We start from the raw sequence: 24,652 nt of genomic DNA, 5'->3' as shown, positions 1-24,652 counted from the left end.
AGGGAAGGAGAATTGCTGACAGGTTGCAATAACAACACGTCAAACTTTAACGCGCACATTGGCATCGGGCAAGTTACGATTGCATCGAGAACCTACAACAAGGCAACAAAGTTGTCGCTTGTTGTCGATGCCGCTGAACTTGCCCATCGAAATCTCTTTGTTCGTTCGCTACGGCTTGGTGCCGGAGATCAGGAATGATGGGTTCACCGCTTCGAATCGCAACCGATCAAGTTGGTAATTGCCGCGGGCGATGTTCACCATCCGGACGCTTGGTTCGATGTTGCGACGTTGGAATGCCGTCTGCACGCCGACCAAGTTGTCGGGGCTGGCGACGTTCACGACGAACCGTCCGCCGGGGCGAAGCCGGTCGAAGATCTGGTCGACCAATTCACCCACCGCGCGGCCGGTGCCGCCGACAAAGATCACGTCGGGATCGGGAAGCGCCGCGAGCGCTTCGGGTGCTTGGCCGTGAACCGGGATCAACGTATCGCAACCGTAACGCTCGGCGTTGTCGGTCATCAGGCCAAAGTCTTCGGCGTCCATTTCGATCGCATAGACTTGTCCCCCGTTGACGATCTGGCTCGCTTCGATCGCCAACGATCCGCTTCCGGCCCCCACATCCCAGACGATACTCGTAGGCCCCAGGTCCATCACGGCCAGCGCGATGCAACGGACTTCCATCGGTGTCAGCAACCCGCGTTTGGGTTTCGATTGGAGGAACTGGTCGTCCGGATTTCCGAACAACCGTTTTCCTTCCATCTGCTGTGGGCGATCGGCAACGCCCTGTCGACGAACCAAAACCATCACGTTCAAAGCACCAAAGGTTTGCCCTTGCAACGAACTGAGGTCGCCTTGGGTGACCCGTTCGTCAGGCGATCCGAGGTTCTCGCAGACATAGACGTTGAAGTAGTCGATGCGTCGATCCAGCAATGCGGCGGCAAGCGCCGAAGGAGTGATCTCTTCGGTCGTGAACAGCCCCACGCGGTCGGCGGTACGAATCCGTTCGACCACGCGATCCAACGGTTGCGTTGCGAGGTTGGTCAGGTAGGCATCGTCCCAACTCTCTTTGACTCGCGCGAACGCCAACTGCATGCTGCTGACATGTGGCACGACTTCGAATTGGTCTTTGCCCAAGGCGTCGCAGAGAAAGCGAGCGGTTCCGTAGAACAAGGGATCGCCGCCAGCCAGGAGCACGACGTTTCGCGACGACAATTCGCGAAGCGTCTCGCCCAGCCGGTGTAGGTCGCTACCCGATTCGATGCGTTCATCGGGGCCGATCGCAATCTTCGGCAGCAGGTTGGCGGGGCCTACCAAAACGTCCGCCGTTTCGATGATCGCTCGGGCGTGGTTCGTCAAACCTTCGACGCCATCGTCACCAACACCAATAATCTGGATTTTGTTCATTGTCCACCTACGAAAAAACCGCGTCACACATCAACCGATGCAGGACGCGGATCATAAACTTTGAAATCAGATCTGGACAGCCACCCGCCGCTGGCGGTCGTTTGCAAACGCGGCGGTGGCAGGCCGAACTAGGCTTGGAAAGAGCTGCCGCAACCGCAAGATTTGGTCGCGTTGGGGTTCTCGAAAGTAAAACCTTGCTTCTCCAGGCTCTCGAACCAATCGACGGTGGTTCCGTCCAGGTACAAAGCGCTCTTCTTGTCGACAACCACGGCAACACCGTGCGATTCGTACTTCGAATCGGCCTTGGCGTCGAAGTTGTCGTCAAAGTTCAGCGTATAGTTAAAGCCGCTGCATCCGCCGCCGGCAACACCGATTCGCAGAAACATTGCGTCTTCAAAGTTGTGCTCTGTACGAAAGCGTTTTACTTCCTCCGCAGCTCGTTCAGATAATTGAATAGGCATCAAGAACCTCTATTTGGAAATGGAAGTGTTGTTCTAATTTTCTCAGGCGAATGCATTGTATTCCGCTGGCAAGCAATGCGGCAAGTCGAAACGGACTGATTTTTGCATGCTTTCGCCGGCAAAAGGGGCGGTCGGTTACGACGGTTTGTCAAAATGGACCCGATAGACCGGGATTTCATTCTTTCGGCTGCGACGTTCGAAATGCGTGCGGTAATCCAGGTCGTGTTCCGCTTCCGAAGCGACATCTGGCAGCGGCGGCCCCAGTTCGGGAACCACCATCGCCATCAGTTCCAGCGTCGATTCGAAATAATCCAAGACGTCGGTCCAGAAGTAAAATCGTCCCCCGGGAGCCAATGTGCGGCTAGCGCTGCGGAGGAACGCCTCGTTCAAGACCCGACGCTTTTTATGCTTTTTCTTCCACCAAGGATCGGGGAAATAGACGTGCACGGCGGCCAAGGATTCGTCGGCGATCTGTTTCTCGAAGATCGGAAGGGCGTCTCCCGAGGCCATGATCGCGTTGGTGCGGCCGGCATTCTTTAGCTTCGTCGCGGCATGCTTGGCGTATTTGTGGGCGATCTCGATGCCCAAGAAATTTTGGTCGGGTTGTTCGCCTGAGGCCGTTAATAGGAACAGCCCTTTGCCCGATCCCACTTCGATCTGCAGCCCCGCATCGTTCTGGAACAGCGTTTGGCTGGAGACCTGCTGCGGCAACGCATCGACCATCCGAAAGTGCTGCGACAGATCGATAGAAGTACTGGGCGTGCGAAGCTGTTGACGGGGCACCGGCAGATTTCCTGAATGCAATGCGATGGGAACGGTCTCAGTTTGGCCGTCCATTGTTCGCCGATTCGCCGCATCCAGCAAGGCGGCTCAATTTTCTTCGCCCCCGCGGATTCGAGCTCCGCGAGCTACGCGGCGGCTTTCCACAGCGTCTGCATCATCGCCCGAGCCGCCTTCCGGCCTTCGCCGATCAATAGTTCCGAATCGGTGAAATCGAACCACGGAACCCGCGCCACATCGGGCCGGATCATGATGTCGGCCGATTCGTGGGCGGTCTGCCGCATCAGCCCTTGGGCGATTTCATTCATGCGAATGAACGTTTCAAAGGCGTTTTTAACCTTCGGTTTATGCTTGATCGTCGAACAGACATCGACAGCGATCGTCAAGTCGCTGGCCATCCGCTGGGCAACTCGCGACGGAACCGGATCAAGCACGCCGATGTCGCACAGCAACATGTCGTCCCAGGGAACGGGGGGGAAAATCCCAGGAATCGCCGTCGACGCGATCACCGCTTCGCGAAGCGGACCGCGATCCAAGACGACCGGGCTGCCAGTGCGCAGATCGACGGTGACGATGTGCAGCGGACGATCAAGGTCTTCGATGTTGATGTCCGGCAGCAGGCCTTCGACCACGTGTTGCATCACGTCGCGCGCCAACAGCGACGGACGGCTGAGGATGTGGATCAACTTTCGTCGCGTGCCGACAAACTGTTTGATCGTCTCATACCAAGCGAAGACGCCCGAGTTGGAACTTGCTTCGGACTTGGGAGCGACCGCAAACAATTTGTCCTGCATTCTTAGAAAGCCTTCGCTGTGCAGGTACTGGTTGACGTTGGCGTGCAACCGTTCGCTGTCCGGTTCAATCGCACACAGTGCGCCGACCAATGATCCGATGCTGACGCCAACATAGCGTTCGATCCGCAACTCCATCGACCGCAGAACTTCGATCGCACCGATGTGTGCCAAACCCCGTGCACCTCCGCCACCCAGTGCCAGAACGGCCGATCGCTTTCGTAACTGCATGGTCTTTCCTCGTCGAAATTGATAACTCTGAACAGGCAAGCCCCCTTATCCATTTCGGTATGTGGCGTTGATCGCCTTCCGGATTTTCACGAACCAACCGGTCGTGACGGCAACAGATTGATAGCAAACAGAGCCGTGGGTACGACGGCACGTGCTGTCGAAACGACGCGAAACGCGTCGGGATGCAGGTTTTTTTCAAGTCGGGCCGTCGAGCGCGGAGGCTCGGTCAACTGCAGCGTAGTACCGCATTAAAATCGGATCGCCTGGGATACTAGCAATTTCCGACCAGCCCTCGTCGGCGATCGATTCACCCAGTTCAGTGACGCGGCGGAAGTCGGCCGAAGTGGGCCGTGATCCGCGTAGACGATGGCGCAAATGCCAGCAAACCACATCGGATGCCGACTGGGTGATCGGGTCGGAATGCTGGGATCCGTAGAGGCTGGTGCACAGGATCACCACGGCGTCCTGGAGTCGTTGCGACACGGCGGCCATGGCGCACTGCCGGTCGGCTAACTGTAACTGGAACCGGCGCATCGTTCCCGAAATTTCGAACCCGGCATCGGCAAGGTATTTCTGTGCAAAATGGGCATGGCTGCGAAGCACCGAGGGCATGGAGTCCAGCGAATCCAAACTTCGCCCGGCCCAACGTTGTCCCATATACCAGCGAGCGTAATGTGTCAGCGGTCCTTTCAAATGCCAAGCATGCAGCGGATTGGCGGGGTTGGGTTTTTGAATTCCCGCCGCTTGCACGGCACGGCCGATCGGTTCGAAGAAATCTTTGCCATGCTGTTTGACCAGCGATTTGAAAAAGGCCATCCCTAACATCTCCCCTTCCCCTTCATAAATGCAGGGGGCGAGAAATTCGTGGACGTTGTCGCCAAAGGTGTGTCCGTGCAGGAATGAACGACCGCCGTGCGTTTTCATGTACAGTTCGATCGCCGCTTCTTTGAGCGCTTCGCTGCCGAAGATCTTGGCGATGGTACATTCCATCTCGCCACGATATCCCATGTCGATCAAACCACCACACCAATGGGTCAAGGCGTCGCAGCCTACGATCAACCCAGCCATGTGGCCGATGCGACGTTGCACCAATTCCCGGCGATCGATCGATTGCCCGTAGGTGCGGCGGTACGCTGCCCATGGCAACATGCTAGCCAACATCGAACGCATCGTCCCCGCTGCATTGGCGCACAGAGAAACTCGCCCCAGGTTGAGCCCGTGGTAAGCGATCGTGAGTCCGTCGCCAGTGAGTGGACGCAGCAAATTTTCCGCCGGTACACGGAAGTTGCGGAAGACCAGACCGTTGTTATGCGCTCGGCGAAGCGCATAGAGACCGTAACGCTTCATTTGGAAGTGTTCGTCTTCCTGAGTCGGCAGTTCGGCGATCAACACTGCCGGTTGATCGTCGATCTTGCATACCAGGCCGATGGTTCGTCCTGGGACTGCATTGGTGATGAACAGCTTCTCGCCGTTAACCACATAGTCATCTCCATCCAGCACCGCCGTCGTCCGTAGTGCCGTTAGGTCGCTGCCGGCACCTGGTTCGGTCAAGGCAAAGGCGGACAACCGCGAACCATCGGCCAGCCCCGGCAAGAAGCGTTCCTTCTGTTCCCGGTTGCCAAAGGTCCGCAGAGGATCGACGGCGCCGATACAACCGTGGACCGACGCCAAGCCGGCAACCGTTGGTTCGATTGTTGCCATCTCCGTTATAAATTTGGCGAAGTGTTGGAACCTTAAACCGCTGCCCCCATACTCCGCATCGACCAACATGCCCCAATATCCAGCCTGACCAAGCTGCTGCAGCAACGTGTCGGACAGTTTGTTTTGGTCGTTGTAGATCGTCCCATCTTCGATCGCGGTACGCACCACGTTCAGGCAGCGGTCCATGATCTGCCTCGCTTGTTTAGGGACCTCGCTTTGGGGTAATGCGAACATTTCGATCTGAACACGACGTTCCCAAACGCTTCGATGGATCGGGCTATTGGCCGTTTGGTACTGCGGCGCAAAAAGGGCTTCCACCTGATCGTCCGCGGTGTCGAGCACGCCGGTGCGCCTCGCTTCATCGTCACTCTTGCCCCCCAAACGCAATGCGGTTTCGGCGAACGAAGTTCCCGCCGTTGGACGAGCGACCTTGCCGTTTTCCTGTCGTATCCCATCGGCAGCCGGAGCGGTCGAGCGGTCGGTCGTGTCGCGGTCGGCGCGAACTTCGTCGGCAAGCTGCGACAACTTTTCCTCGCGCTCGGCTGCTTCTACGATCTCGTCGTAACATTTGTTATGGATATCAAGGCTCATCGATCAATCCTCCAAGTAGTTCGCATCAGGGGACGGGCGCTCTCGACGATGCCACGTTTTTGCATCACGAGCGCGCCCCGCGGTGCACGGGAACCTAGTGGCGTGTGAGCCGTTGGGTCCCAAAGCCCGAACGGTCTTCGTTGGCGACAAACAGCGTGCCTCCGGTCCTCGCCAGCTCTTCTAAACGCGTCGCCGGTTCAAATCGAATGCCATACATCACCTCCAAGGCCTTCATGTTGCGGGCAACATGTTTCCATCCGATATGTTCCCCAAAGCTCAACGGGCCGCCGCGAAACGGAGCGAATCCGGTTCCTAGCACCATTCCCAAATCAACCATCCAGGCCTCGGCGACGACACGTTGTTGCAAGCACTGGATCGATTCATTAATCAGTGGATAGATCAAGCGACGCTGGGAATCGGTCAGTCCGTCGCTGGCCATATCCAAATGAGGAACCAGAGGTGCGGAAACGCCCGACAGCAGCGGCTTCATCGGTGTCGCGGGACCGCGATGTTTGCCATCGTATCGATAGAAACCCAAACCACTTTTGCGGCCGATCCAACCACGGGTCACCATCTCGCCTAGCAATTTGACGACGCGTTCATTGTCGCGAAGCACTGAATCAAGCGATCCCGAAACATGATAGGCAACGTCCAACCCGACTTGATCTAACAGTTCCAGCGGGCCCATCGGCATCCCAAATCGACGCGCTTCGCGATCGATCACTTCGGTTTCGACGCCGTCGCAGATCATTTGAATCGCTTCCCCGATGTAGGGGAACAAAACACGATTCACCAGAAATCCGGGAGTGTCGGTGGTAACGATCGGTGTCTTGCCAAGAGCGCGAACGAATTGGACCAGTTCATCAACCACGGTCTCGCTGGTCGTTGAAGCCCGCACGACTTCGACAAGTTCCATTCGATGAACTGGGTTGAAAAAGTGAAGGCCGCCGACCTGTTGGGGACGGTCGGAAGCGTCGGCCATATGCGCGATCGAAAGCGACGATGTGTTGGACGTCAACACACCATGCGGGTTAACGACTCGACTGAGTTCACGAAAGACCTTTGCCTTGACGTCATCGCGTTCGACAACCGCTTCGATGACCAGATCGACACTCTCCAACGGGGCCCAGTCGCACGTCGCCGAAATCCGTCCCATCGCCGCTTGTGCATCTGCTTCGGGTAGCCGTCCACTGCGGGCTGATTGCGTCAGCTGATCTTCAATACGCTTCATACCTGCCGAGGCCAGTTCTTCACTGATCTCTTTGATGACGACATGAAACTTTTTCAGCGCCGCCAACTGGGCGATCCCCGCTCCCATCACCCCGGCGCCGACGATTCCAATTTTGTGGATCGTCGTGTGATCGGCGTCGGAATCATGCGCGGCATCCGATTGGGGGGACGCCTGCCAAGTGGATACGGTGCGAGCGCGTTCGCGTCGGAAAAACAGCTCCAACATATTGCGGCAGGCGGGCGTTTCGATCAGTCGGCTGAATTCAAATCGCTCGGCTGCGAAGCCATCTTTTTTACGCTTTGTGCCCGCTTCGACGGCGCGGATCGCGGCAGGGATCGCTGGATAGTGAGCGCTTTGTCGGGCCGTGTGATTCCGCGCCATATGCAGCACGATCCGGCGTCCGATTGCCGTGTGATCGAAAAACCAGGATCCGATGCGGCTAGGGACCTGATGGTTGGGAAGTCGCGGGCGTTTCAGTAAATCGTGAACAAACTGATCCACCGCCGATTTCCAGTTCGCTTCATTCGCCACGCGGTCGACCAATCCGATCTCGAACGCTTTGTTGGCATTCAACTTTTTGCCCTGCAAGATCATGGGCAACGCTTGGCTCAGTCCCACGCGTTGCGGCAGGCGTTGGGTGCCGCCCCAACCAGGGATCACGCCCAGTTGAATTTCGGGCAACCCGAGTCGCGTGGTGCTGCTGTCTTGAGCGATTCGGTACCGGCAAGCGAGTGCGAGCTCCAGTCCTCCGCCCAGACATGGACCGGCGATCACCGCCAGCGTTGGGATTTCGAGGTTCGAGATTCGGGTGAACAACGCTTGCCCGGTTGCCAACGCTTCATCGACTTCGACCGCGGTCAATTGCGCGATTTTGGTGACATCGGCCCCCGCCATGAATCCGCTTTCGTGAGCGCTACGGATCACCACCAGTTTGGCCAACCGATCGTCTTCTAAATCGCTGACGATCTGCCATAGCTCGGCAATCACTTCATCGTCGAAAACATTGACCGATCGACTCGCGTGTTGGATCCATACCGTCACCACATCGCGATCGTCGCGATAGACACGAAAATGTTTGTAGTCGTTGCCGTTCATTTGTTCTTCTCCCATGATTTGGCGACCGTCGTAGCGACCGGGCGCGGCGTTCACTCTCTCTCGAGCTATCCACTCGTTTTCATCCAGGTCGCGACCTTCCGTCGCATCGCCCGGCTATCGATTTTCAAGTTTCCACGACCATCGCGAATCCTTGTCCTCCGCCGATGCACAGCGTTGCCAAGCCACGCTGTAGGCCGCGTTGACGGAGTGCCCGCAGCAGCGTGATTACGATACGGGTGCCCGTGGTTCCCACCGGATGTCCCAAGGCGATCGCGCCGCCGTGGACGTTCAAGCGGTCGATCGGCAGCGCTCCCATCGCGGCGCTCAATCCCAGTTCCTGTCGGGCGAAGGCTGTCGATTCCATTGCGGCCAAGCAAGCCAAGACCTGCGCCGCAAATGCTTCGTTGATTTCGTAGAGATCAAAATCGGCCAGCGTCAGTCCGGTTTGTCGAAGCAGTTTTGCCGTCGCATAGACGGGGCCCAGCCCCATCCGTCGTGGATCGCAACCCGCAATCGCGTAGGCGGTGATTCGACCAAGCGGCTGTTGGGCGGATGCCAACGGATCGTCCGCATCGACCAACACCACCGCCGCGGCACCATCGGTCAACGGACAGCTGTTGCCCGCGGTGACGGTCCCTTCCCGGTCGAAGATCGGTTTCAATTTGCGCAGCTGGTCGATCGATTGGTTCGCTCGTGGGCCGTCGTCTTTTTCGATCGTACGGCCGGCGGTTTCGATTGGGGTGATCTCACCCGACAGAAAGCATTGCTCACGCGCGGCCACCGCTTTTTGGTGACTTTGCAACGCAAAGCGGTCCTGGTCGTCGCGACTGATCGCAAACTCTTTTGCCAGCACTTCGGCGGTCTCTCCCATGTTCAGCCCGCTGACCGGATCGGTCAGGCCCAACATCACGCCAGCGACCGGCTTGAAGTGCTTCGGACGCAATTTCGCCAACAACGCCAGCTTGGCTCCGATCCGCTTGCTGCGATTCAGTTGCATCAGCAGCTTGGCGGCGGAGGGGCGAACCATCAAAGGAATGCCCGACATCGATTCGGTGCCCCCCGCGACCACGACGCGCGATCTCCCTTCGCGTAGGATCTGCCAGCCCGACACGATCGATTCCATTCCCGATCCACAGTTGCGATTGACGGTGTGCGCGATTCGATCGTGTGGGATTCCTGATTGCAACGCGATCACTCGCGCGATGTTCGCGGAATCCGCGGGACCCGCCACGTTTCCGAACACAAGCTCCTCTACCTGTTCAGGTTGCAAGTTGGCTTTGGTTAACGCAGCGGTCACCGCGGCGGTGCCCAACGCCGCCGCCGAGACATCGTTCATCGTGCCGTAGGCTTTCGCAAAAGGTGTCCGCTGACCCGATAGGATCGCAATGGGTTTGAGTGTCTCAATCATCGGGGCTCTCCTTCACGCAAGTGCCGACGCAAGACTTTGCCAAGGAAGTTCCGGGGCAGATCGCGTTGACAACGTTCAAAAATTCGCGGCCGCTTATGAGCCGACAGGTGCTCGTGGCAGTACGCCTCCAACGCCGCGACATCCCAAGGGGCTCCCTTCTCCATGACGAGAAAGGCCTTCACGATTTCGCCGCGTTGTTCGTCGGGAACTCCGACAACGGCCGCATCCACCACACCGGGGAAGCTTCGCAGTTTGCGTTCCACTTCGCGGGGAAAGACGTTGAATCCCGACGTGATGATCAGGTCCTTCTTTCGTGCGTGGATTTCGTACAGTCCGTCGGCACGCAGACGTGCGAGGTCGCCGGTATGCAGCCACCCGCCACGAATCGCGTGATTGGTTTCGACCGGATCATTCCAGTAGCCAAGCATCACTTGAGGGCCACGCACCAACAATTCGCCGACTTCCCCTTGCGGCAGATCGATCTTGCCCGTCTCTTGGTCCACGATGCGTGCGTCGGTATCGGGCAGCGGCAAACCGATCGTTCCATGTCGTGCATCGGCGTTTAAGGGACCGACGTGAGTGACCGGCGACGCTTCGCTTAAGCCATAGCCCTCGACGACCAATGCGCCGGTGTGCTCGGCGAATTCAGTGGCCACATCGACGGGGAGTGGTGCGCCGCCGGAGATCACCCACTTGATGGAATCGAGTCGTACCGGTCGCTTCCGCAGCTGTTCATTCATCGCGGCCAACATCGCCGGGACTGCATGGAAGACCGTGGGGCGATGACGCGACATCAGGTCGATCGCGTGGTGCGTGCTGAACCGGGGATGCAGGATGATCGTCGCGACCAGGGCTGCCCCACCCAGGACGGTCGTCGATAGGCCGTAGCTGTGAAAGAAAGGCAGCACGCCGGTCAACCGTTCGCGACCGATCTGAGCGCCAGCCCAGTAGTATTGCTGCCAGGCGTTGGCAACGAGATTGCGATGGCTGAGCGTTACCGCTTTGGGCTGTCCGGTGGTACCGCCGGTGGGCAGGATGTACGCAGCGTCAGTCGCCGGATCGCAATGAGCCGTTTCGAACAAGGGTTCGGCACGATTCAGTTCATCCCAAAACCAAACGGCAGTATCGTTGCCCGGCATCAACCATTGACCCGTCTGGCGGTGCCGCATGTAGAGATAGCCGAGCTGTTCCAACGGTCCGAGTTGCGGACGCACCGAGACCAGCAACGTCTTGCGTGGTCGGTGCGGCCCGCAAAGTGTGTGGGAGAGCATGTCGAAACCGATCACGATTTGGCAATCGGTTTGGCCCAATAATTCATCGACCTCTTCGGCAACCATCAACGGGCTGATGGCCACCGCGATGCCTCCGACACGCCAGATGCCGTTGACGGCGATGATGTATTCGGGAACGTTGGGAAGCAGCACCCCAACGCGATCGCCAGGGCGAACGCCCCAGTCCTGCAAGACCGCTGCTAACCGCATCGCATCGCGATTGAGTTGGCGGTATTGCCATCGCGTTTCGTAGTAAATGCACGCATCGTGTTCGGGCATCAATCCTGCCGCCCGATGCAACAATCCCCACGCCGGGAAGTTTGGGTACTGAAGCTTCCGCGGTGGGAGCGTGAACTGTGACGGCAGCGTTGCCGCGTCGACATGTTGCAGATTTGAAGAGACCGTAGCCATGGTGCACCTCAACACAATGAAGAAGCTTGTCTCCCTCCTTGGCCCGTCGCCATCCGGTTGTCGGATCGCGGTTCCCGTTGTGTTGTTGGTGAGCACGGCGGCTCGGAATGCGGGCCGAGCGCTCCAGGTCAGCGTGCGAAATCAACGTCGACTGCCGATCGAGAGGGGCAGTCTGCGGTGAATGCACCGCATCGGACTCCGCGGGCCAACCTGGAATTTGCGTCTCACGACGCCACTCGGCACTTGTGCAATCCATCGTTGTATCGGCATAACATTGAATAAATGCCGACACGGTATAATGACCGTAAAAAATAGAGGCGGACGAGGGATCGACCTGTCCTGAGCGGCACTCATCGCACTGGAAAGTGCCTACGTCAAGCGTGGATCGATTCAAGGCCCAGCAATCGGCCCAACACGCTCGCGAGTTCTGCAGCAAATATAAAGAAGCAATAATTTAAAGAATCAATTGGCGGCTGCGGAAAACACCGTGTGTTGGATTCGATGCCTTAATCGTAGGTCTTGTGTTGCGCAAGTCAACGTTGTTGGTTCGGAGTGTGGGTGGGGAAGACGTGTTTTGCGGCTTTCACGCGGCGAATTGCTAGGCGAGACGTTTAGACATCACAGCGCAATCGTCGATACGACGGTCTGAGACACTTGGTCCCCGCCGCACTCAATTGGATGCGTATTGGGAATGGCCGTTGCTGTGACCATTCCCGACACGGGCGTAGCGAATCGCCCCGCGGTTTGGATGGGCGTCGTCCCTCGTTGCGGGACGACGAAATGTGAGATCGCGAACACGATCGTCCCGCATCGTTAGCGTTGCCCGATGCAAATTAGGAACTCTTGGCGGTCGGCCCCGGCGCCGCGAGCGTGCCGTAGATAGAGACGGTTGTCGACGACAACTGGCGAAGCGAACGATGCGTCGCCAAATTGATTCTCGGCTATCAATTCAAACCGTTCCGGATTGGCTTTGAAGACAAACGTTGTTCCCAATTCGTTGCTCGCCAAGATTGTGTCCCCGACGGCAACGGGCGAAGCACTTACGGGACCTTTCAACCGGTGCTTCCACATCTCTTCTCCATCGGCGGCACGCCAACAGTAGGCGACGCCCGAATCGGCAACGCCGTATAGAAAACCATCGACGACTAGCATCGATTGCTCATAACACTTGACACCGTTCTGCCAGAGGACCTCTCCCGAACCATCGCCCCGAACGGCGAAGGTGCCCGAGTCGGGGTAGCCGCCGCTGGCGAAGACCAGGTCGCCATCCCAGACCATCGTTCCGCACGTGGCATCGGTGGTCCCCGCCGCTTCCCACAATGAACGACCGGTGGCCGGATCAATCGATGCGATCTGGCGAAACCCGCTGATCAACAACTGGTCTCGGCCAGCGATCTCGGCGACGATTGGCGATGAGAAACTGATCTGTTGCGGCCGGGGTGATTTCCAGCGTGGCTTTCCTGTCTTGGTGTCCAACGCGTAGAGACCACTGTCGGGTCCGTCGTATTCGTTGGCGACGATCAACATGTCTCGATAGATCACCGGCGAGGCGCCGTATCCAAACTGGTATTTTTTAGGATCAAAGCTGCCAACGCGCTGCTGCCACAAGATCTTTCCGTTCAACGAAATCGCTGAAGCCCAAACCGCTTTGTTATTCACAAAGACCGTATACAATTGCTTTCCATCGCTGGCGATCGTTGGACTGGCGTAGGTGTTTTTGTTGTGAATCTTGGCGTCCACACCACCTTGGTGCACAACGATCACACCCTCTTTGGCTCCCGTTTGGCGATTGAAAGCGACAACCGCTTGGACGCCTTTGGTTTGATCGGCGGTCGCCAAATAGATGCGTTCCCCGACAAGGATCGGCGAGGCGTGGCCGCGCCCTGGAACCGGAGTCTTCCAAAGCACGTTTTCGGTTTCGCTCCAAGAGGTTGGGACCGACTCCCCTTGTCGAGCATGGTTGTCAGCCGTCGGGCCTCGCCAAGCGAGCCAATCGGCAGCCATCGCGCTAGACGCATGGAACGCGACCAGCAGCAGAAGAAGGCAGCATCGCATCAAAGGTCTCCCCTATTCGGATATCGACTTGTTTCGCAGTGGTGACCGAATTCCATCGTGAATCGACTGTTGCCGGCACCGTTACGCTTTGTTTGAAACGCTATGATACTTGGCATCTGCAGGGCGTGTGGGGGATGAACCGGAAGTCCGCTCGGGAGCGAAGCGGCGATTTGAAGCGTGAGGCCAGTGATGTCTGAATCCGATGAAGATCCAATCATGGCTGAGCTTGCCGAGCAGCCGGTCTTGGCGGAGCGGACTGTTTATGGTGCGCCGCGGCGGTTTGATTTGGCCACGATGCTGACGGTCACCACCTCTTATGCGCTGATGTTCGCGATAATCCGCGCGTGTGGGGCGCCCGATGGGATGTTGTTGTGGGCGGGAGGCTTCGTGACGTTGGTTGGCGCAGCGCAAGCCTTGCTCTTCAGCGGCGCCTCGCCGCGGGCTGCATCGATTCTGGCCAGCGTTGCCTTTGTTCTGGTGACGGTAGGTTTTGCCGACGCTGCCAGCTGGGGCGTCCTGATGATTGCGGGGATCTTCTGGGGAGTGCCCTTAGGTTATTTGACAGGGGCGTTGATCGGTGGGATTTTTCTGATCGCCGATGCAATTCGCCGCCGAATCGAGCGTTGATGCGACAGCGTTATTCGGGCGCATCGGCGGGCCAGTGGGTCATCAGATCGTCAGCCAGCGGACGGAAGAGACTTTGCAATTCGCCGCGTCGTGAAATCTCAGGGTTCATCCACCGCGTTTTCGCTTCTTCGTTGGCAAGGATCACCGGCATCCGATTTCGCGGATGGTGGCGTCCGACCAGCTTGTTCGCCTGGGTCGTGACGATCGTGCAGGAATCGATCGTTTCGTCGCCGATGACACAGCGATCCCAGAGCCCCGCGAACCAGAAGGTTTCGACGTCTTGAAGCCCGAAAAAGAAACCGTGTTCGAAAAACGCGGTGGCGGGGATCATCGCCCGCCGATCGACGAACGATTGACGAAACGAAAGCTTGTCGTCGATCGATTCGCAGCGGGCGTTGAAGGTGGGATACTTGCGGACGAACGATTTCCACGTTGGATATTTAGCCGAAGGCTTCCACGTTCGAGGCAACAGGCTCCAATTGCACGGAGCCAATTCCAAACGCTGTTGTTCGTCCCGACGGATCACCGGAACCGATGCGAGCGGGAAGAGGTCCTGTTGAAAGGTTCCCGCGTCGCAGTGGTTTGTCGCATTGACGAGATCGGCAATCGCTTGAGCACCGGTCTTAAGATGAAATCGGTGACACATCTTGGCATGGATCCGAGTTGTCGCTACGCCGCCCCGAAGGCGACTGCAGCGTCTGCCGGGTCGATTGAATTCCTAGCGACGCTTGGTCGCCTTCTTTTTAACCGCTGCCTTCTTGGCAACCTTCTTGACGGCCGCTTTCTTAGCGACCTTTTTAACAGGCGCCTTTTTAGCGGTCTTCTTTTTCAAGGCCGCCTTTTTGACCGGCGCCTTTTTTACGGCCGCTTTCCTAACGGCTGCCTTCTTTTTGACAGGCGCCTTCTTGGTCGATTTTTTGGCGGGAGCCTTCTTCACCGACTTCTTGGCTGCCGCTTTTTTGACCGTGGTCTTCTTCTTGACAGGGGCCTTCTTTGGCGCCGCAGGTTCGCCGCCACCGCTGATCAATTTCTCGACCATCTCTTGGCGATAGGCTTTGGCCAATTTCTTGGCGGCTGCGTTACCGTGTTGGTTGATGCTGAACGATTTTTCCAACTGTCGGCCGTCTTCGGTCCAGATCGCGACCCATGCTTGTTCGTCTTTGCCGCGACGCACGCGGGTTCGCAGATAATAACCGGCCGCGTTCAGGCGTGGGCCTTTGCTGCCCTTGAAAACGCGGGCTGGCAACTCTTTCAGCTTTTCATCGCGAAATTTTGTTGCGGCAATTTCAGCTTTTCGAGTGCTTCCATAAATGCCGTCGGAGAACAATTTGCTGACCGATTGGTCGCCACGCTGGATTCGGACCCACCATCCACGGCAGCCCTCGTGATCCATGCGCGTGAGGTTCATTCGTTTTTTCACGGTATTACGATCCCATTGGTTTCTGAAAAAGTTGAGTCGACATTTCGGGTTCCACTACTATTGGACGGGCTTGCCCGGTGTCGGTTCCTGATATTTTTTGAACCTCTGCTAACTCGTCGCAACGCCAACGCTGCACCCCATTGCGAAACAGGACGATCTGTCCTTTAGCATGGACCGACGGATTTTATACAGTCGGCAAGGGGAACCGCAACGATTGAACGTCTGTGTACCAGCGTGGTTTTCGAGTATTTTTGCATTTCCGATAGGTCCTACCGAAAATGGCACACCGACGCAAAGTTTATCTGCGTGTACAGGGGTTAACATCTCGACGTCCCGGTGCCACCCCGATGCAAAATTGTTCAGATCCGATCTGTTGAAAGGCTCGCTGACGATTCCGTCTTTCGCCGCCTCACTCGATCGGAAGCTTGTTGGGTTCGCATCGGTGTCGCATCCGAGGCCGTTGATACGCTTCACCCAAACGTACCTTGCAAAGAGTCTAGGGGCGAAAATTTCGCGTGTCGAAACGCTGGAGACGTGCCAAGGGATGTCGGAGTTTGACGATGTTGCACGCTGCGCTACATCGACATCCTACATGAGCTTTGAAAGACACAAGGTCAAAGCCGCATATCACTCCCGGGGCTACCGCCTTTGGTGTGTGTCGGTGCGTTGAGAGAGGAGAGGAGGGAGGTGGGCTGGGCCTGCATCCGCCGTCCCCTTTTCCCCGCTTGTTGTGGATGGGATTCAACAAGCGAAGATGTTGCCACCTAACCGCGGAGCGGTCAGGCATTGGAAAGCGCAGTGTGTCGCGCCAACGGAGGTGCTGCATGTGGAGTTCTAGCGGGCTTCTCGCCACTGGATCACGACCGCCATCAGGCCTTCTTGCGCTCCGTTGCCGTCGCTAATTGTCGACACCCCCGCTAGGGTCCATTGATTTTCTACGACACTCAATTGACTTTCGAATTCTACTGCGGTGACATCGATGCGATCGATCGTTTGCCCCGTTCCGAAGGTCGCCGAAAGGATCTCATCGGATCCGACGCTGTAGGCAATTCCTACGTCGATAAGTGCTGTTCGTGGTTGGCCCTCTGGCGCTTCTTTTAACACCGGGCGAACTTTACCAACCAAGCCAATCATTGGTGTGATCACGCGAGGCGTGTAGCCGACGTTTCGTCCGTTGGAGTCGCTCGAGCCGTTGGCGCCGACCACCGGGACGGCGCTGATCACGAAACTGCGCCGCGCGCCCGAAGCAATGCTTCCGGTGCGACCGTTGCCGCAGCGTACGGTTGCCGAAATCGCATTTTTTGCTGCTGCCAAGGCTTCGATCTCGGTCGCCTTAAGGCTGCTGGAATCGATCGCGGCGTCGGGGGCAATCGGAACCAAACGCATCGCGATTTCCATTGTCGGCGAAGCCTGCGACTTTTCGCGAAGCATCTGGAGAACATCGGCCAGTTCCTCGTGTCCACGAAGCGTCGCTCTGGCGAGCAACAGTTTGTCGTAAACCATCAGCTGGGCATCACCAATTCCTAAATCGCTCAACACGTCGGCCAAATCGATCACACGGCTGTTCCAAGGGCCGTGCACGCCAACCCCCATGTTAGCGCCTTCAAACTGTGGTTGGATATGCGAAGGGATCGCAAAGAATCCGCCGCCCCCTCCCATGCCGCCAGCACCGGCCCCCATTCCGCCGCCGCCAGTTCCCATGCCACCACCAAATCCACCACCACCACCGATGCCACCGTTGGTCAGGCCGCTGACGGTCCCTTGGCTTTCACCGGTCAACCAATCGCCCAACAGCTTGGGTTGCGGATCGACGATATCGCTGACATCGTAGACGCGCAAGATTCGTTTTTCGTCATCCGCATCTTGCCCGTGGGCTTGCAGCGGCAGCCATGCGAAGGCTGTCGATAGAATCATCCCGTAGAATACTGTCTTGAACATCGCTTCGACTCCTGGTTTCGGTTACCCATTGAAAAGCTTGCGGCCCCCATGCCATCCAACGTCGCCGAGCGGCCGCAAATGCGGGCGACAATTCAAATTGAACCGACGCGTGCGCCAGAAACTGACGCGCCTCGGTGGTGTTGCGAATGATCAATCCTTGGTAAGCCGCCATTTGGCTGCGTCCTTGGACAATCAACTGGATCAGTATGCGGTCGACTTCGGGGCGCTTCATTGCTGCCAACACAAAGCCGCCCGCGACACGCTGTGGTTGGGATCTGGCATCGATGATTTTCAGCAGGCTTTGAGAAGCTTGCGGATCGAGCGCCGCCGCTTCGATTTGCACCGCGGGACGCCACGCCGCCGCAGACGTCAATTCGACAATCCGATCGAGCCCTGACGTTTGCCAGTCGACAACCAACTTGCGACACAAGACGCGTTTCTGTCGATCGCTTTGAGCCAACCGAATCAATCCGTCCCATTGCGACGCGTCGCTGCGATCGACCATCGCTTGCCAAGCATCGTCGCGGGTCGAATCGAACGATAACCATGCGGTTTGCACCGCCGTTGCATCGCTTCCCGCCGCCACCGATATCAGCCCCATCGCTTGTCGACGCGTGGCTTGATTTTGTATTTCCGGGACTGCCAACAGGAGTTCCCGTTGCTGAGGTCGCGACAATCGACGCAGTTGTTCAACGATTCGGTACCGCTGGCGGGCATTGTTCAATGGCAGCTTGGCAATCGCCTGTTCAAACTGTTCGACCAGCGAAGGTTCATTGACTGCCAGAACCTCGGTCGGTTCGGTAGGCGATTGCCGATCCGTTTCCGCTAACATTTCGGTTGGTTCGGTTGTTGTGTTCGGTGGCTCGATGCGATCGGGTCGACTTGTCGTTGTTGGAGCGGTGGAGTCGGGCTGCTTAGGGATCGCGATCGGTTTCTGGGGAACATTGGCATGTTGCTTGTTATTGCCATGGCCGACAAAACCGAGCTGCCAGCCGATTCCAAACGCCATCAACAGGCAGGCCGCTGTGGCCAGGCCGCCGTAGCGCAGCCGACGGATCCGCTGGCGACGCGTCGCGGCGAGTGCGGTCCATTGCTGGCGAACGGCTTTGTCCGAGATCGGTTGCTGGGCTGGATCGGCAGCACGCAACAGCGCGTCGAGTTCCGAGTCGAGCATTTCGCGGTTCGTATTAAGATTTGGATCCGACATCCGTCTTACTCAATTACCAATCGAAGTGTCGCGTCGAAGTTGCCTACACCTCGCGCAGAATTTCCTTTAATCGCTGACGCGCCGCGTGCAGCGTCGCGTAAACATTTTGCGTGTTAATCTCCAACAGTTCGGCCACTTCCGTCGCCGATTTGGCTTCCCAAATCGTCAACGTCAGCACTTCGCGTTGTCGGTCGGGCAGCGTGGCGATGGCTGCCCGCACCCGTTGCTGTTGTTCGACCGCCAGTAATTCCTCCATGGGACCGCGAGCCGTCGATTCGATGCTTCCCGCCTCGTCGCCGTTTTGCAGCGAAGGTCTTCGCGCGGCCAACCGATCGCGGACGCTGTGGATCACGATGCGTCCGACCCAGGTTTCAATCGCCGATTGCCCGCGGAAACTTTTCCACGATTTCGCCACGCGCACCAACGCATCTTGGACCGCCTCTTCCGCAATCTCCGAGTCGCCCGAGAGTCGCTGGGCCATCCGCAACCAATACGGCAGCGAATCGCTGACGGCTTGTTCCAGTGAGGCCCGCGACAACGGTTCAACCATCGGGCCCGCCTTTTCCAAAACCATCCCACCGGGACACGCCAACGCGTTCATTTCTTGAATCCTTTGAGTCCCTTTGCCTGTTAGACCGGCACCGTGGCAAAAAACTCAAAGGCAAAATTGAAAAGATTTTCGCCACGCGTTTCGCGGCGGCGATGCGACAATGTTAGATCAGGTCGGCGGCTGATGCAAAGTTGTCCAATCGGGCCTCTGGACACGATCTTGAGCACGCACTTCCAACGTGCATCGGCGTCGTCCAGATGCTAAATTCGATTCCCATGAAAGTCCCCGACGAACAGCCAGCGTTTGATCCCTATCATGCTTGGTTGGGTATTCCCCCCGATCATCAGCCGGCCAACTTGTATCGTCTGTTGGGACTCGAACGATTCGAAGCGAATCCCGATGTGATCGACGTCGCCGCCAATCGCCAAGTCGCCTACCTGCGGCAAGTGGGCGTTGGGGAGAAATTGCGGTTTGCGAAGCGATTGGCAAACGAGATCGCCGACGCGAGGCGGGTTCTGTTGGACGACGAATTGAGGCGAGACTACGACCAACAGCTTTGCGACGCCGATGATCGCCTTCCGGCTGATCTCGCCACCTCCACGTTTGCAATCGATACCGCCGGTGCAGCAGCTTTCGAAAAGAGACCGACCCGCCGGCCCGCGGATCGCCATCCCGAGAGATCGATGCGTCGCAGGCGTCAACGGATCTTCATGATGTGCGGTGCCGCTGCGATGACCGTTGGCGTCGTCGTCGGCGGAGGCTACGTCGCGACACGTCCTCAACCTGTCGCCAACAACCGTTCCGTTGCAACATCGGCCTCACCGATCGAGGATCTCGCCAGCGAGCGGCCCACGAAAAAAACTCGCGCTGCGGCTCGCTTGTCGGTTCCGGTCGTTGCCCCGAACCCATCGCAAAGCATCTCCGACGCGTTTGATCGCAAGTTTCAGGAGGCAGAAAATTCCGCGTCGGCAATGAAATCGACGCTTGCATCGAACGTGAAGCCTCACGACGGGAAGAAGGCGGTCGGCAACATCGCAGCAGAAAAAAACGAAACCACGCTCCCTGCCGGCGCGCCGTCGCTACTGCCGATCGTCGTCGACTTCGACAGCGATGCGTGGCGCGATCAATTGGCGACGGAAGAAAATTCACTGTTTGAAAAATATCACGCCGTTCACGAGGGCAAGCTGTTCGTCGATCGGGCTGACGATGCTTCTTATATAGGTACGCCGCTGCGTCTGAAGAATTTCCAGCTCGCTGCTGGCGAATCGGTCTCCATCGACGCGCGGATCCCCAAAGGGCTGGCCAATGGCAGCGGCATCGTCCTGCAAGCGGGAGACTTCCGCTTGAGCCTTCGCGTCGACAGTCGAGAGACGCTGTTGGCCCGCACCGAACGGAACGAGGCATCGGTCGATCTGGCGGAGATTCCATTGGAAAGCGACCCCAAAGGTTTGCAAATGCCCTATCGATTGTGGATCACCTGTCCCGTGGCCGATTCGAGCGACTACGCATGGCGAATCGATACGCCTTCGGGGGAATCGTGTCGAGGAACGTTTGATCCACGGCAAAGAATGTCGCGCGGTGAGGTTCTCTTTTTCGCCTCGCGATACGACGCTCGGAATTCCCATTTTTGGATCGACAATCTCCGCAGCGATTCGACCGTCAAACCACCTGAAACGTCGGAAGAGGGAACTCCTTGAGTTCCCGGAGTTGTCGCGGACGACTTCGATTTGCCATTCCAGACCTTGAACTCCCACCACCATGCAGAACTGTCGACGCGATCGATAGTTAATCCTCTACGAAACCAGGCAAACCCACCTCATGACACGCTTCTGTTCCTTTCAGGCGATGCTCCTCGCATCACTAACGATATTGTCGATTTTTAGCGGTTCGGTCTCCGTCTTGGGCCAGCCAACGCCGCCATCGGTAGACGCGCAGCGCGAGCGGTTTCAATTGCCATCGGGGTTTGAGATCCAGTTGGTGATCAGCGATCCGGAGATCGGCCAACCGATGAATCTGAATTTCGACGCCCGCGGTCGGTTGTGGGTCACGCATTCGGTGGAGTATCCCTATCCGGCGGCGGGCGAAGGAGTGCAGCCCGATCGCGGCAAGTTCGCTGGCGGCGGCGACCATCCGCCGCGCGATCGATTGTCGATTGTGGAGATCGGACCGACCGGCAATGCGTCGCAGGTGACTCATTTTGTCGACGGGCTAAATATCCCGATCGGACAGACGCCGTTAAAGGATGGCAGCGAGGGACTGGTCTACGGAATCCCATCGATCTTCCACGTTGCCGATCGCGACGGAGATGGGCGATCCGACACGCAAACCGCTCTCTATTCGACGTTTGGCAACATCGACGTCCACGGAAACGCGAACGCCTTCACCCGTTGGATCGACGGTTGGATCTATGGCTGCCACGGCTTCTCGAATCACAGCGAAATCACCGACGCGGCGGGGCGGACCGTCGTGATGGACTCGGGCAACACCTACCGCTTCCGCAGCGATGGATCGCACTTTCAGCAGTTTACGTGGGGGCAAGTCAATCCGTTTGGGATCACCTTCGACGCCTGGGGCAACCTCTTCGATTCGGACTGCCATTCCAAACCGGTCTACCAATTGCTACGCGGCGCGACCTATCCTCACTTTGGCAATCCCGAACCGGCGATTGGGTTTGGGCCTTCGATGATCGATCACGCCCACGGTTCGACAGGCATCTGCGGGCCGGCTTATTATTCGGCCGACCACTTTCCCGAAGAGTTCCGCGACAATCTATTCATCTGCAATCCGGTCACCGGTCGGGTGCATCGAGACAAATTGCGACGCGTCGGTTCGACGTTGTTGTGCGATACCCAGCCCGACTTCATCACGACCGATGATCCTTGGTTTCGCCCTGTCGATGCGATCGTGGGCCCCGACGGTGCGCTCTATATCGCCGATTTCTGCAACCGTGTGATCGGTCACTACGAGGCGCCGTTGGACGATCCCGATCGCGACCGTACGCATGGCCGAATCTGGCGAGTCGTTTGGAACGGGGAACCTTCGGCACCTCCGCAGTCGATCGATCTAACAAAACTATCGACTGCCGATTTGATCGTCCGCCTCTCCGATCCGAATCTGCAGGTTCGTACGCTGGCGACAAACTATTTGATCGATTCACGAGCCGATGAAGTGCTCGATCCACTGCGTGCGACGCTCGCTTCCGAGAGCGATCCCTTCACCCGCGCCCATGGCTTATGGATTTTGGAGCGTTTGAGTGCGATGGACTCCGAAGCGGTGGAACGCTTCGCAAACGATTCCGATCCGTTGGTGCGAGTGCATCTATTCAAGATGCTCGCCGAACGGGAGAGTCTTCTTGAATCGGAGCGACAGCTTGCGATCCAAGGGCTGCAAGATGCGGATGCCTTCGTTCGTCGAGCCGCCGCCGATGCATTGGGACAACATCCGACGTCGGACAACATCGCCCCGTTGTTGCACGCTTGGCAAGCAGCCCGCGAAGCTGACACCCATTTGATCCATGTGCTGCGTTTGGTACTGCAGCGACATTTGGAAACGCGTTCACCTTTTCAAGAACCGGGGACTGCGTCCTTTTCGACTGGGCAGTTGACTGCCGAACAGCAGCGGCGGTTGTTGCAAATCGCTTCAGTGAGCGGCGGAGATCGAGCGGCAGGGATCGTCTTTGAGCTTGCCGATCCCCAAACGATCGATCCCGCGGTCTTGGTTCGATCGGCGGTTTTGATCACGCGGACTGCATCGGTCGAATCGCAACTGCGGCTGGTGGAACTGGCACCGCAGTGGTTCGCAAACGATGCCGGCCAACAGCTGTCTCTCTTATCGGCGATTTACGAAGGAGCGACGCAGCGCGGCGGAGAGTCTTCCGAACTGAAGCGCCAGCTGCAACGCTGGCTCGAACGCCTGGCACCTGCCCAATTGAAAACGCTACAAGCGGGCGGTTCCGATTGGTCGCGTCAGCCGGCCCTGGGAATGGAAACTTCCGCGTCACCGTGGGGGATTCAGAATCGTGGATCCGCCGACGGCAACACTGACGCGCGGTTTTGGGACAGCATCTCGCATGGCGAACGTTTGACGGGAGTGTTGCGCAGCCCCACTTTCCCGCTGCCCGAAACGCTTTCTTTTTGGCTGTGCGGCCACAACGGCAATCCGAAAAACGAGTCGAGCGATGCCAATCACATTCGGCTGGTTCTCGTTGATTCGGGCAAAACGATCGCCCAGCAAATGCCTCCCCGCAACGATACAGCTCAGCGATACACATGGACGATCGATCCGAATCTTATAGGCCAACAAGCAGCGATCGAAATCGTCGATGCCGATCGTGGGAACGCCTACGCATGGATTGCCGCAGGGCGATTTGAACCGCCCGTGGTCCAAGTGGCGGACGAATCGCAGGAGTCACGGCTGATCGAGTTGATCGGTTCGCTGGACCTTTCGCAATTCGCCGATACGATCGATTCGTTGATCTCCGATCGGCGGCAGTCGATCGACGTCCGGCAGCAAGCGATCCGCACCAGCATCCGACTGGGACGCACCGAGCGATCGTTTGCGATCGTCAGCGACCTGTTGTCCGATCCATCGCAACCGCCCGCGCTGCGAATGCAAGCCGCCGCAGCGCTCGCGGGCTTCGATACCGATGCCAGTCGCGATCGGCTGGTCGCGGCGATCGCTCAGTCGCCCGCGTCGCTGCAACGCGAGATCGCGTCGGGGTTGGCAAGAACCACCGCCGGGATCGATCGCTTATTCGATGCGATCGCCGCCGGAAACGCTTCGGCCCGATTGCTGCAAGAACCGGGGCTGGTCGACACGCTGCGGCGCAGTGCAAGCGAAAAGCAGTTGCAGCAGATCGATCAGCTAACCCAAGATCTGCCTCCGGCCAATGAAAAGCTCGCCGTACAACTGGCGCATCATCGGGCGTTGGCACACCATCGGCCGAGCGCGGAAGCCGCGGTCGCGGGACGGATCGTCTTCGACAAGAACTGCGCCGCCTGCCACCGAATTGGAAGCTCTGGCCAATTGGTCGGTCCGCAATTGGATGGTGTTGGCAATCGAGGAGCCGATCGGTTGTTGGAGGACATCCTCGATCCCAACCGCAACGTCGACGTTGCCTTTCGCAGTCTGACGGTGGTCACGATCGATGGGACCGTCGTCAATGGCCTGCTGCGCCGACAAGAGGGGGAAACGATCGTGCTAGCCGATTCGACGGGACGCGAGATCACCATATCGACCGACGATATCGAGACCCAGCAAAAATCAACGGTCTCGGTGATGCCCGGCAACTTTGCCGAATCGTTAGCGGAACAGGAGATCCAAAATTTGTTGGCGTTTCTGATGGAACAACGCGCTAAAAAGGAATCGCCAGCAGGCCGGCCCGCCACTCCCTAACACCCAAATTCCCCCTCCCCAAACGCAGTTTGCTGGGGGAGGGTCGAACGAGCGAAGCGATGTTCGGGGAGGGACGTCGTGAGGTC

17 protein-coding genes are annotated in these 24,652 nt (G+C 57.9%); 3 read left to right on the top strand and 14 right to left on the bottom strand.

Annotation, left to right across the window (positions count from 1 at the left end; genetic code table 11):
- Positions 1 to 168: 168 nt before the first annotated feature.
- From cbiE to Poly24_RS18805, 9 genes are all read right to left on the bottom strand, one after another.
- The gene (gene cbiE / locus Poly24_RS18845) at positions 169 to 1,404 is read right to left on the bottom strand and encodes a precorrin-6y C5,15-methyltransferase (decarboxylating) subunit CbiE (RefSeq protein WP_145099036.1); all 1,236 of its coding nucleotides are present in this window, start codon (positions 1,402 to 1,404) and stop codon (positions 169 to 171) included.
- A 128-nt stretch (positions 1,405 to 1,532) separates the two neighbouring features.
- Entirely contained in the window at positions 1,533 to 1,865 is a 333-nt protein-coding gene (locus tag Poly24_RS18840) for a HesB/IscA family protein (protein ID WP_145099033.1), read from the bottom strand.
- A 135-nt stretch (positions 1,866 to 2,000) separates the two neighbouring features.
- On the bottom strand, positions 2,001 to 2,648 hold the full coding sequence (gene trmB / locus Poly24_RS18835; protein WP_145099030.1) for a tRNA (guanosine(46)-N7)-methyltransferase TrmB: 648 nt from the start codon (positions 2,646 to 2,648) through the stop codon (positions 2,001 to 2,003).
- A gap of 125 nt (positions 2,649 to 2,773) precedes the next feature.
- Complete coding sequence (locus Poly24_RS18830) at positions 2,774 to 3,667, bottom strand: patatin-like phospholipase family protein (RefSeq protein WP_145099027.1); 894 nt, start codon at positions 3,665 to 3,667, stop codon at positions 2,774 to 2,776.
- 195 nt (positions 3,668 to 3,862) lie between these two features.
- A complete protein-coding gene (locus Poly24_RS18825; protein WP_145099024.1) occupies positions 3,863 to 5,959 on the bottom strand; it encodes an acyl-CoA dehydrogenase family protein in 2,097 nt (698 codons plus the stop codon).
- 94 nt (positions 5,960 to 6,053) lie between these two features.
- Entirely contained in the window at positions 6,054 to 8,339 is a 2,286-nt protein-coding gene (locus tag Poly24_RS18820; protein WP_145099021.1) for a 3-hydroxyacyl-CoA dehydrogenase NAD-binding domain-containing protein, read from the bottom strand.
- A 70-nt stretch (positions 8,340 to 8,409) separates the two neighbouring features.
- On the bottom strand, positions 8,410 to 9,693 hold the full coding sequence (locus tag Poly24_RS18815; RefSeq protein WP_145099018.1) for a thiolase family protein: 1,284 nt from the start codon (positions 9,691 to 9,693) through the stop codon (positions 8,410 to 8,412).
- Positions 9,690 to 11,375, bottom strand: coding sequence for an AMP-binding protein (locus Poly24_RS18810; protein ID WP_145099015.1), 1,686 nt, complete (start codon positions 11,373 to 11,375; stop codon positions 9,690 to 9,692). The genes Poly24_RS18815 and Poly24_RS18810 overlap by 4 nt, the downstream gene beginning before the upstream one ends.
- 813 nt (positions 11,376 to 12,188) lie before the next feature.
- Positions 12,189 to 13,430 (bottom strand): outer membrane protein assembly factor BamB family protein, encoded by a 1,242-nt coding sequence (locus tag Poly24_RS18805; protein ID WP_145099012.1) that lies wholly within the window; start codon positions 13,428 to 13,430, stop codon positions 12,189 to 12,191.
- A gap of 189 nt (positions 13,431 to 13,619) precedes the next feature.
- Between Poly24_RS18805 and Poly24_RS18800 the strand changes: the two genes are divergently transcribed.
- Complete coding sequence (locus Poly24_RS18800) at positions 13,620 to 14,057, top strand: hypothetical protein (RefSeq protein ID WP_145099009.1); 438 nt, start codon at positions 13,620 to 13,622, stop codon at positions 14,055 to 14,057.
- Between the two features lie 10 nt (positions 14,058 to 14,067).
- Here Poly24_RS18800 and Poly24_RS18795 read toward each other — a convergent pair whose 3' ends face one another.
- From Poly24_RS18795 to Poly24_RS18770, 5 genes are all read right to left on the bottom strand, one after another.
- Positions 14,068 to 14,703 carry an SOS response-associated peptidase gene (locus Poly24_RS18795; protein ID WP_145099006.1) on the bottom strand — a complete coding sequence of 212 codons (636 nt, stop codon included), beginning with the start codon at positions 14,701 to 14,703 and terminating at the stop codon, positions 14,068 to 14,070.
- A gap of 72 nt (positions 14,704 to 14,775) precedes the next feature.
- Positions 14,776 to 15,465 carry an AP2 domain-containing protein gene (locus Poly24_RS18790; RefSeq protein ID WP_145103149.1) on the bottom strand — a complete coding sequence of 230 codons (690 nt, stop codon included), beginning with the start codon at positions 15,463 to 15,465 and terminating at the stop codon, positions 14,776 to 14,778.
- Positions 15,466 to 16,311: 846 nt separating this feature from the next.
- Positions 16,312 to 17,415 carry a hypothetical protein gene (locus Poly24_RS18785; protein ID WP_197452014.1) on the bottom strand — a complete coding sequence of 368 codons (1,104 nt, stop codon included), beginning with the start codon at positions 17,413 to 17,415 and terminating at the stop codon, positions 16,312 to 16,314.
- A complete protein-coding gene (locus Poly24_RS18775) occupies positions 17,330 to 18,622 on the bottom strand; it encodes a hypothetical protein (RefSeq protein WP_231753224.1) in 1,293 nt (430 codons plus the stop codon). Before Poly24_RS18775 ends, Poly24_RS18785 begins: the two co-directional genes overlap by 86 nt.
- Positions 18,623 to 18,665: 43 nt before the next feature.
- Positions 18,666 to 19,223, bottom strand: coding sequence for an RNA polymerase sigma factor (locus Poly24_RS18770; protein ID WP_145098995.1), 558 nt, complete (start codon positions 19,221 to 19,223; stop codon positions 18,666 to 18,668).
- Positions 19,224 to 19,447: 224 nt separating this feature from the next.
- Between Poly24_RS18770 and Poly24_RS18765 the strand changes: the two genes are divergently transcribed.
- Positions 19,448 to 20,869 carry a hypothetical protein gene (locus Poly24_RS18765; protein ID WP_145098992.1) on the top strand — a complete coding sequence of 474 codons (1,422 nt, stop codon included), beginning with the start codon at positions 19,448 to 19,450 and terminating at the stop codon, positions 20,867 to 20,869.
- A gap of 121 nt (positions 20,870 to 20,990) precedes the next feature.
- The gene (locus Poly24_RS18760) at positions 20,991 to 24,566 is read left to right on the top strand and encodes a DUF7133 domain-containing protein (protein ID WP_145098989.1); all 3,576 of its coding nucleotides are present in this window, start codon (positions 20,991 to 20,993) and stop codon (positions 24,564 to 24,566) included.
- Positions 24,567 to 24,652 lie beyond the last annotated feature (86 nt).

Source organism: Rosistilla carotiformis, assembly GCF_007753095.1.
GTDB lineage: Bacteria > Planctomycetota > Planctomycetia > Pirellulales > Pirellulaceae > Rosistilla > Rosistilla carotiformis.
This window is presented reverse-complemented; position numbering and strand designations above follow the sequence as displayed.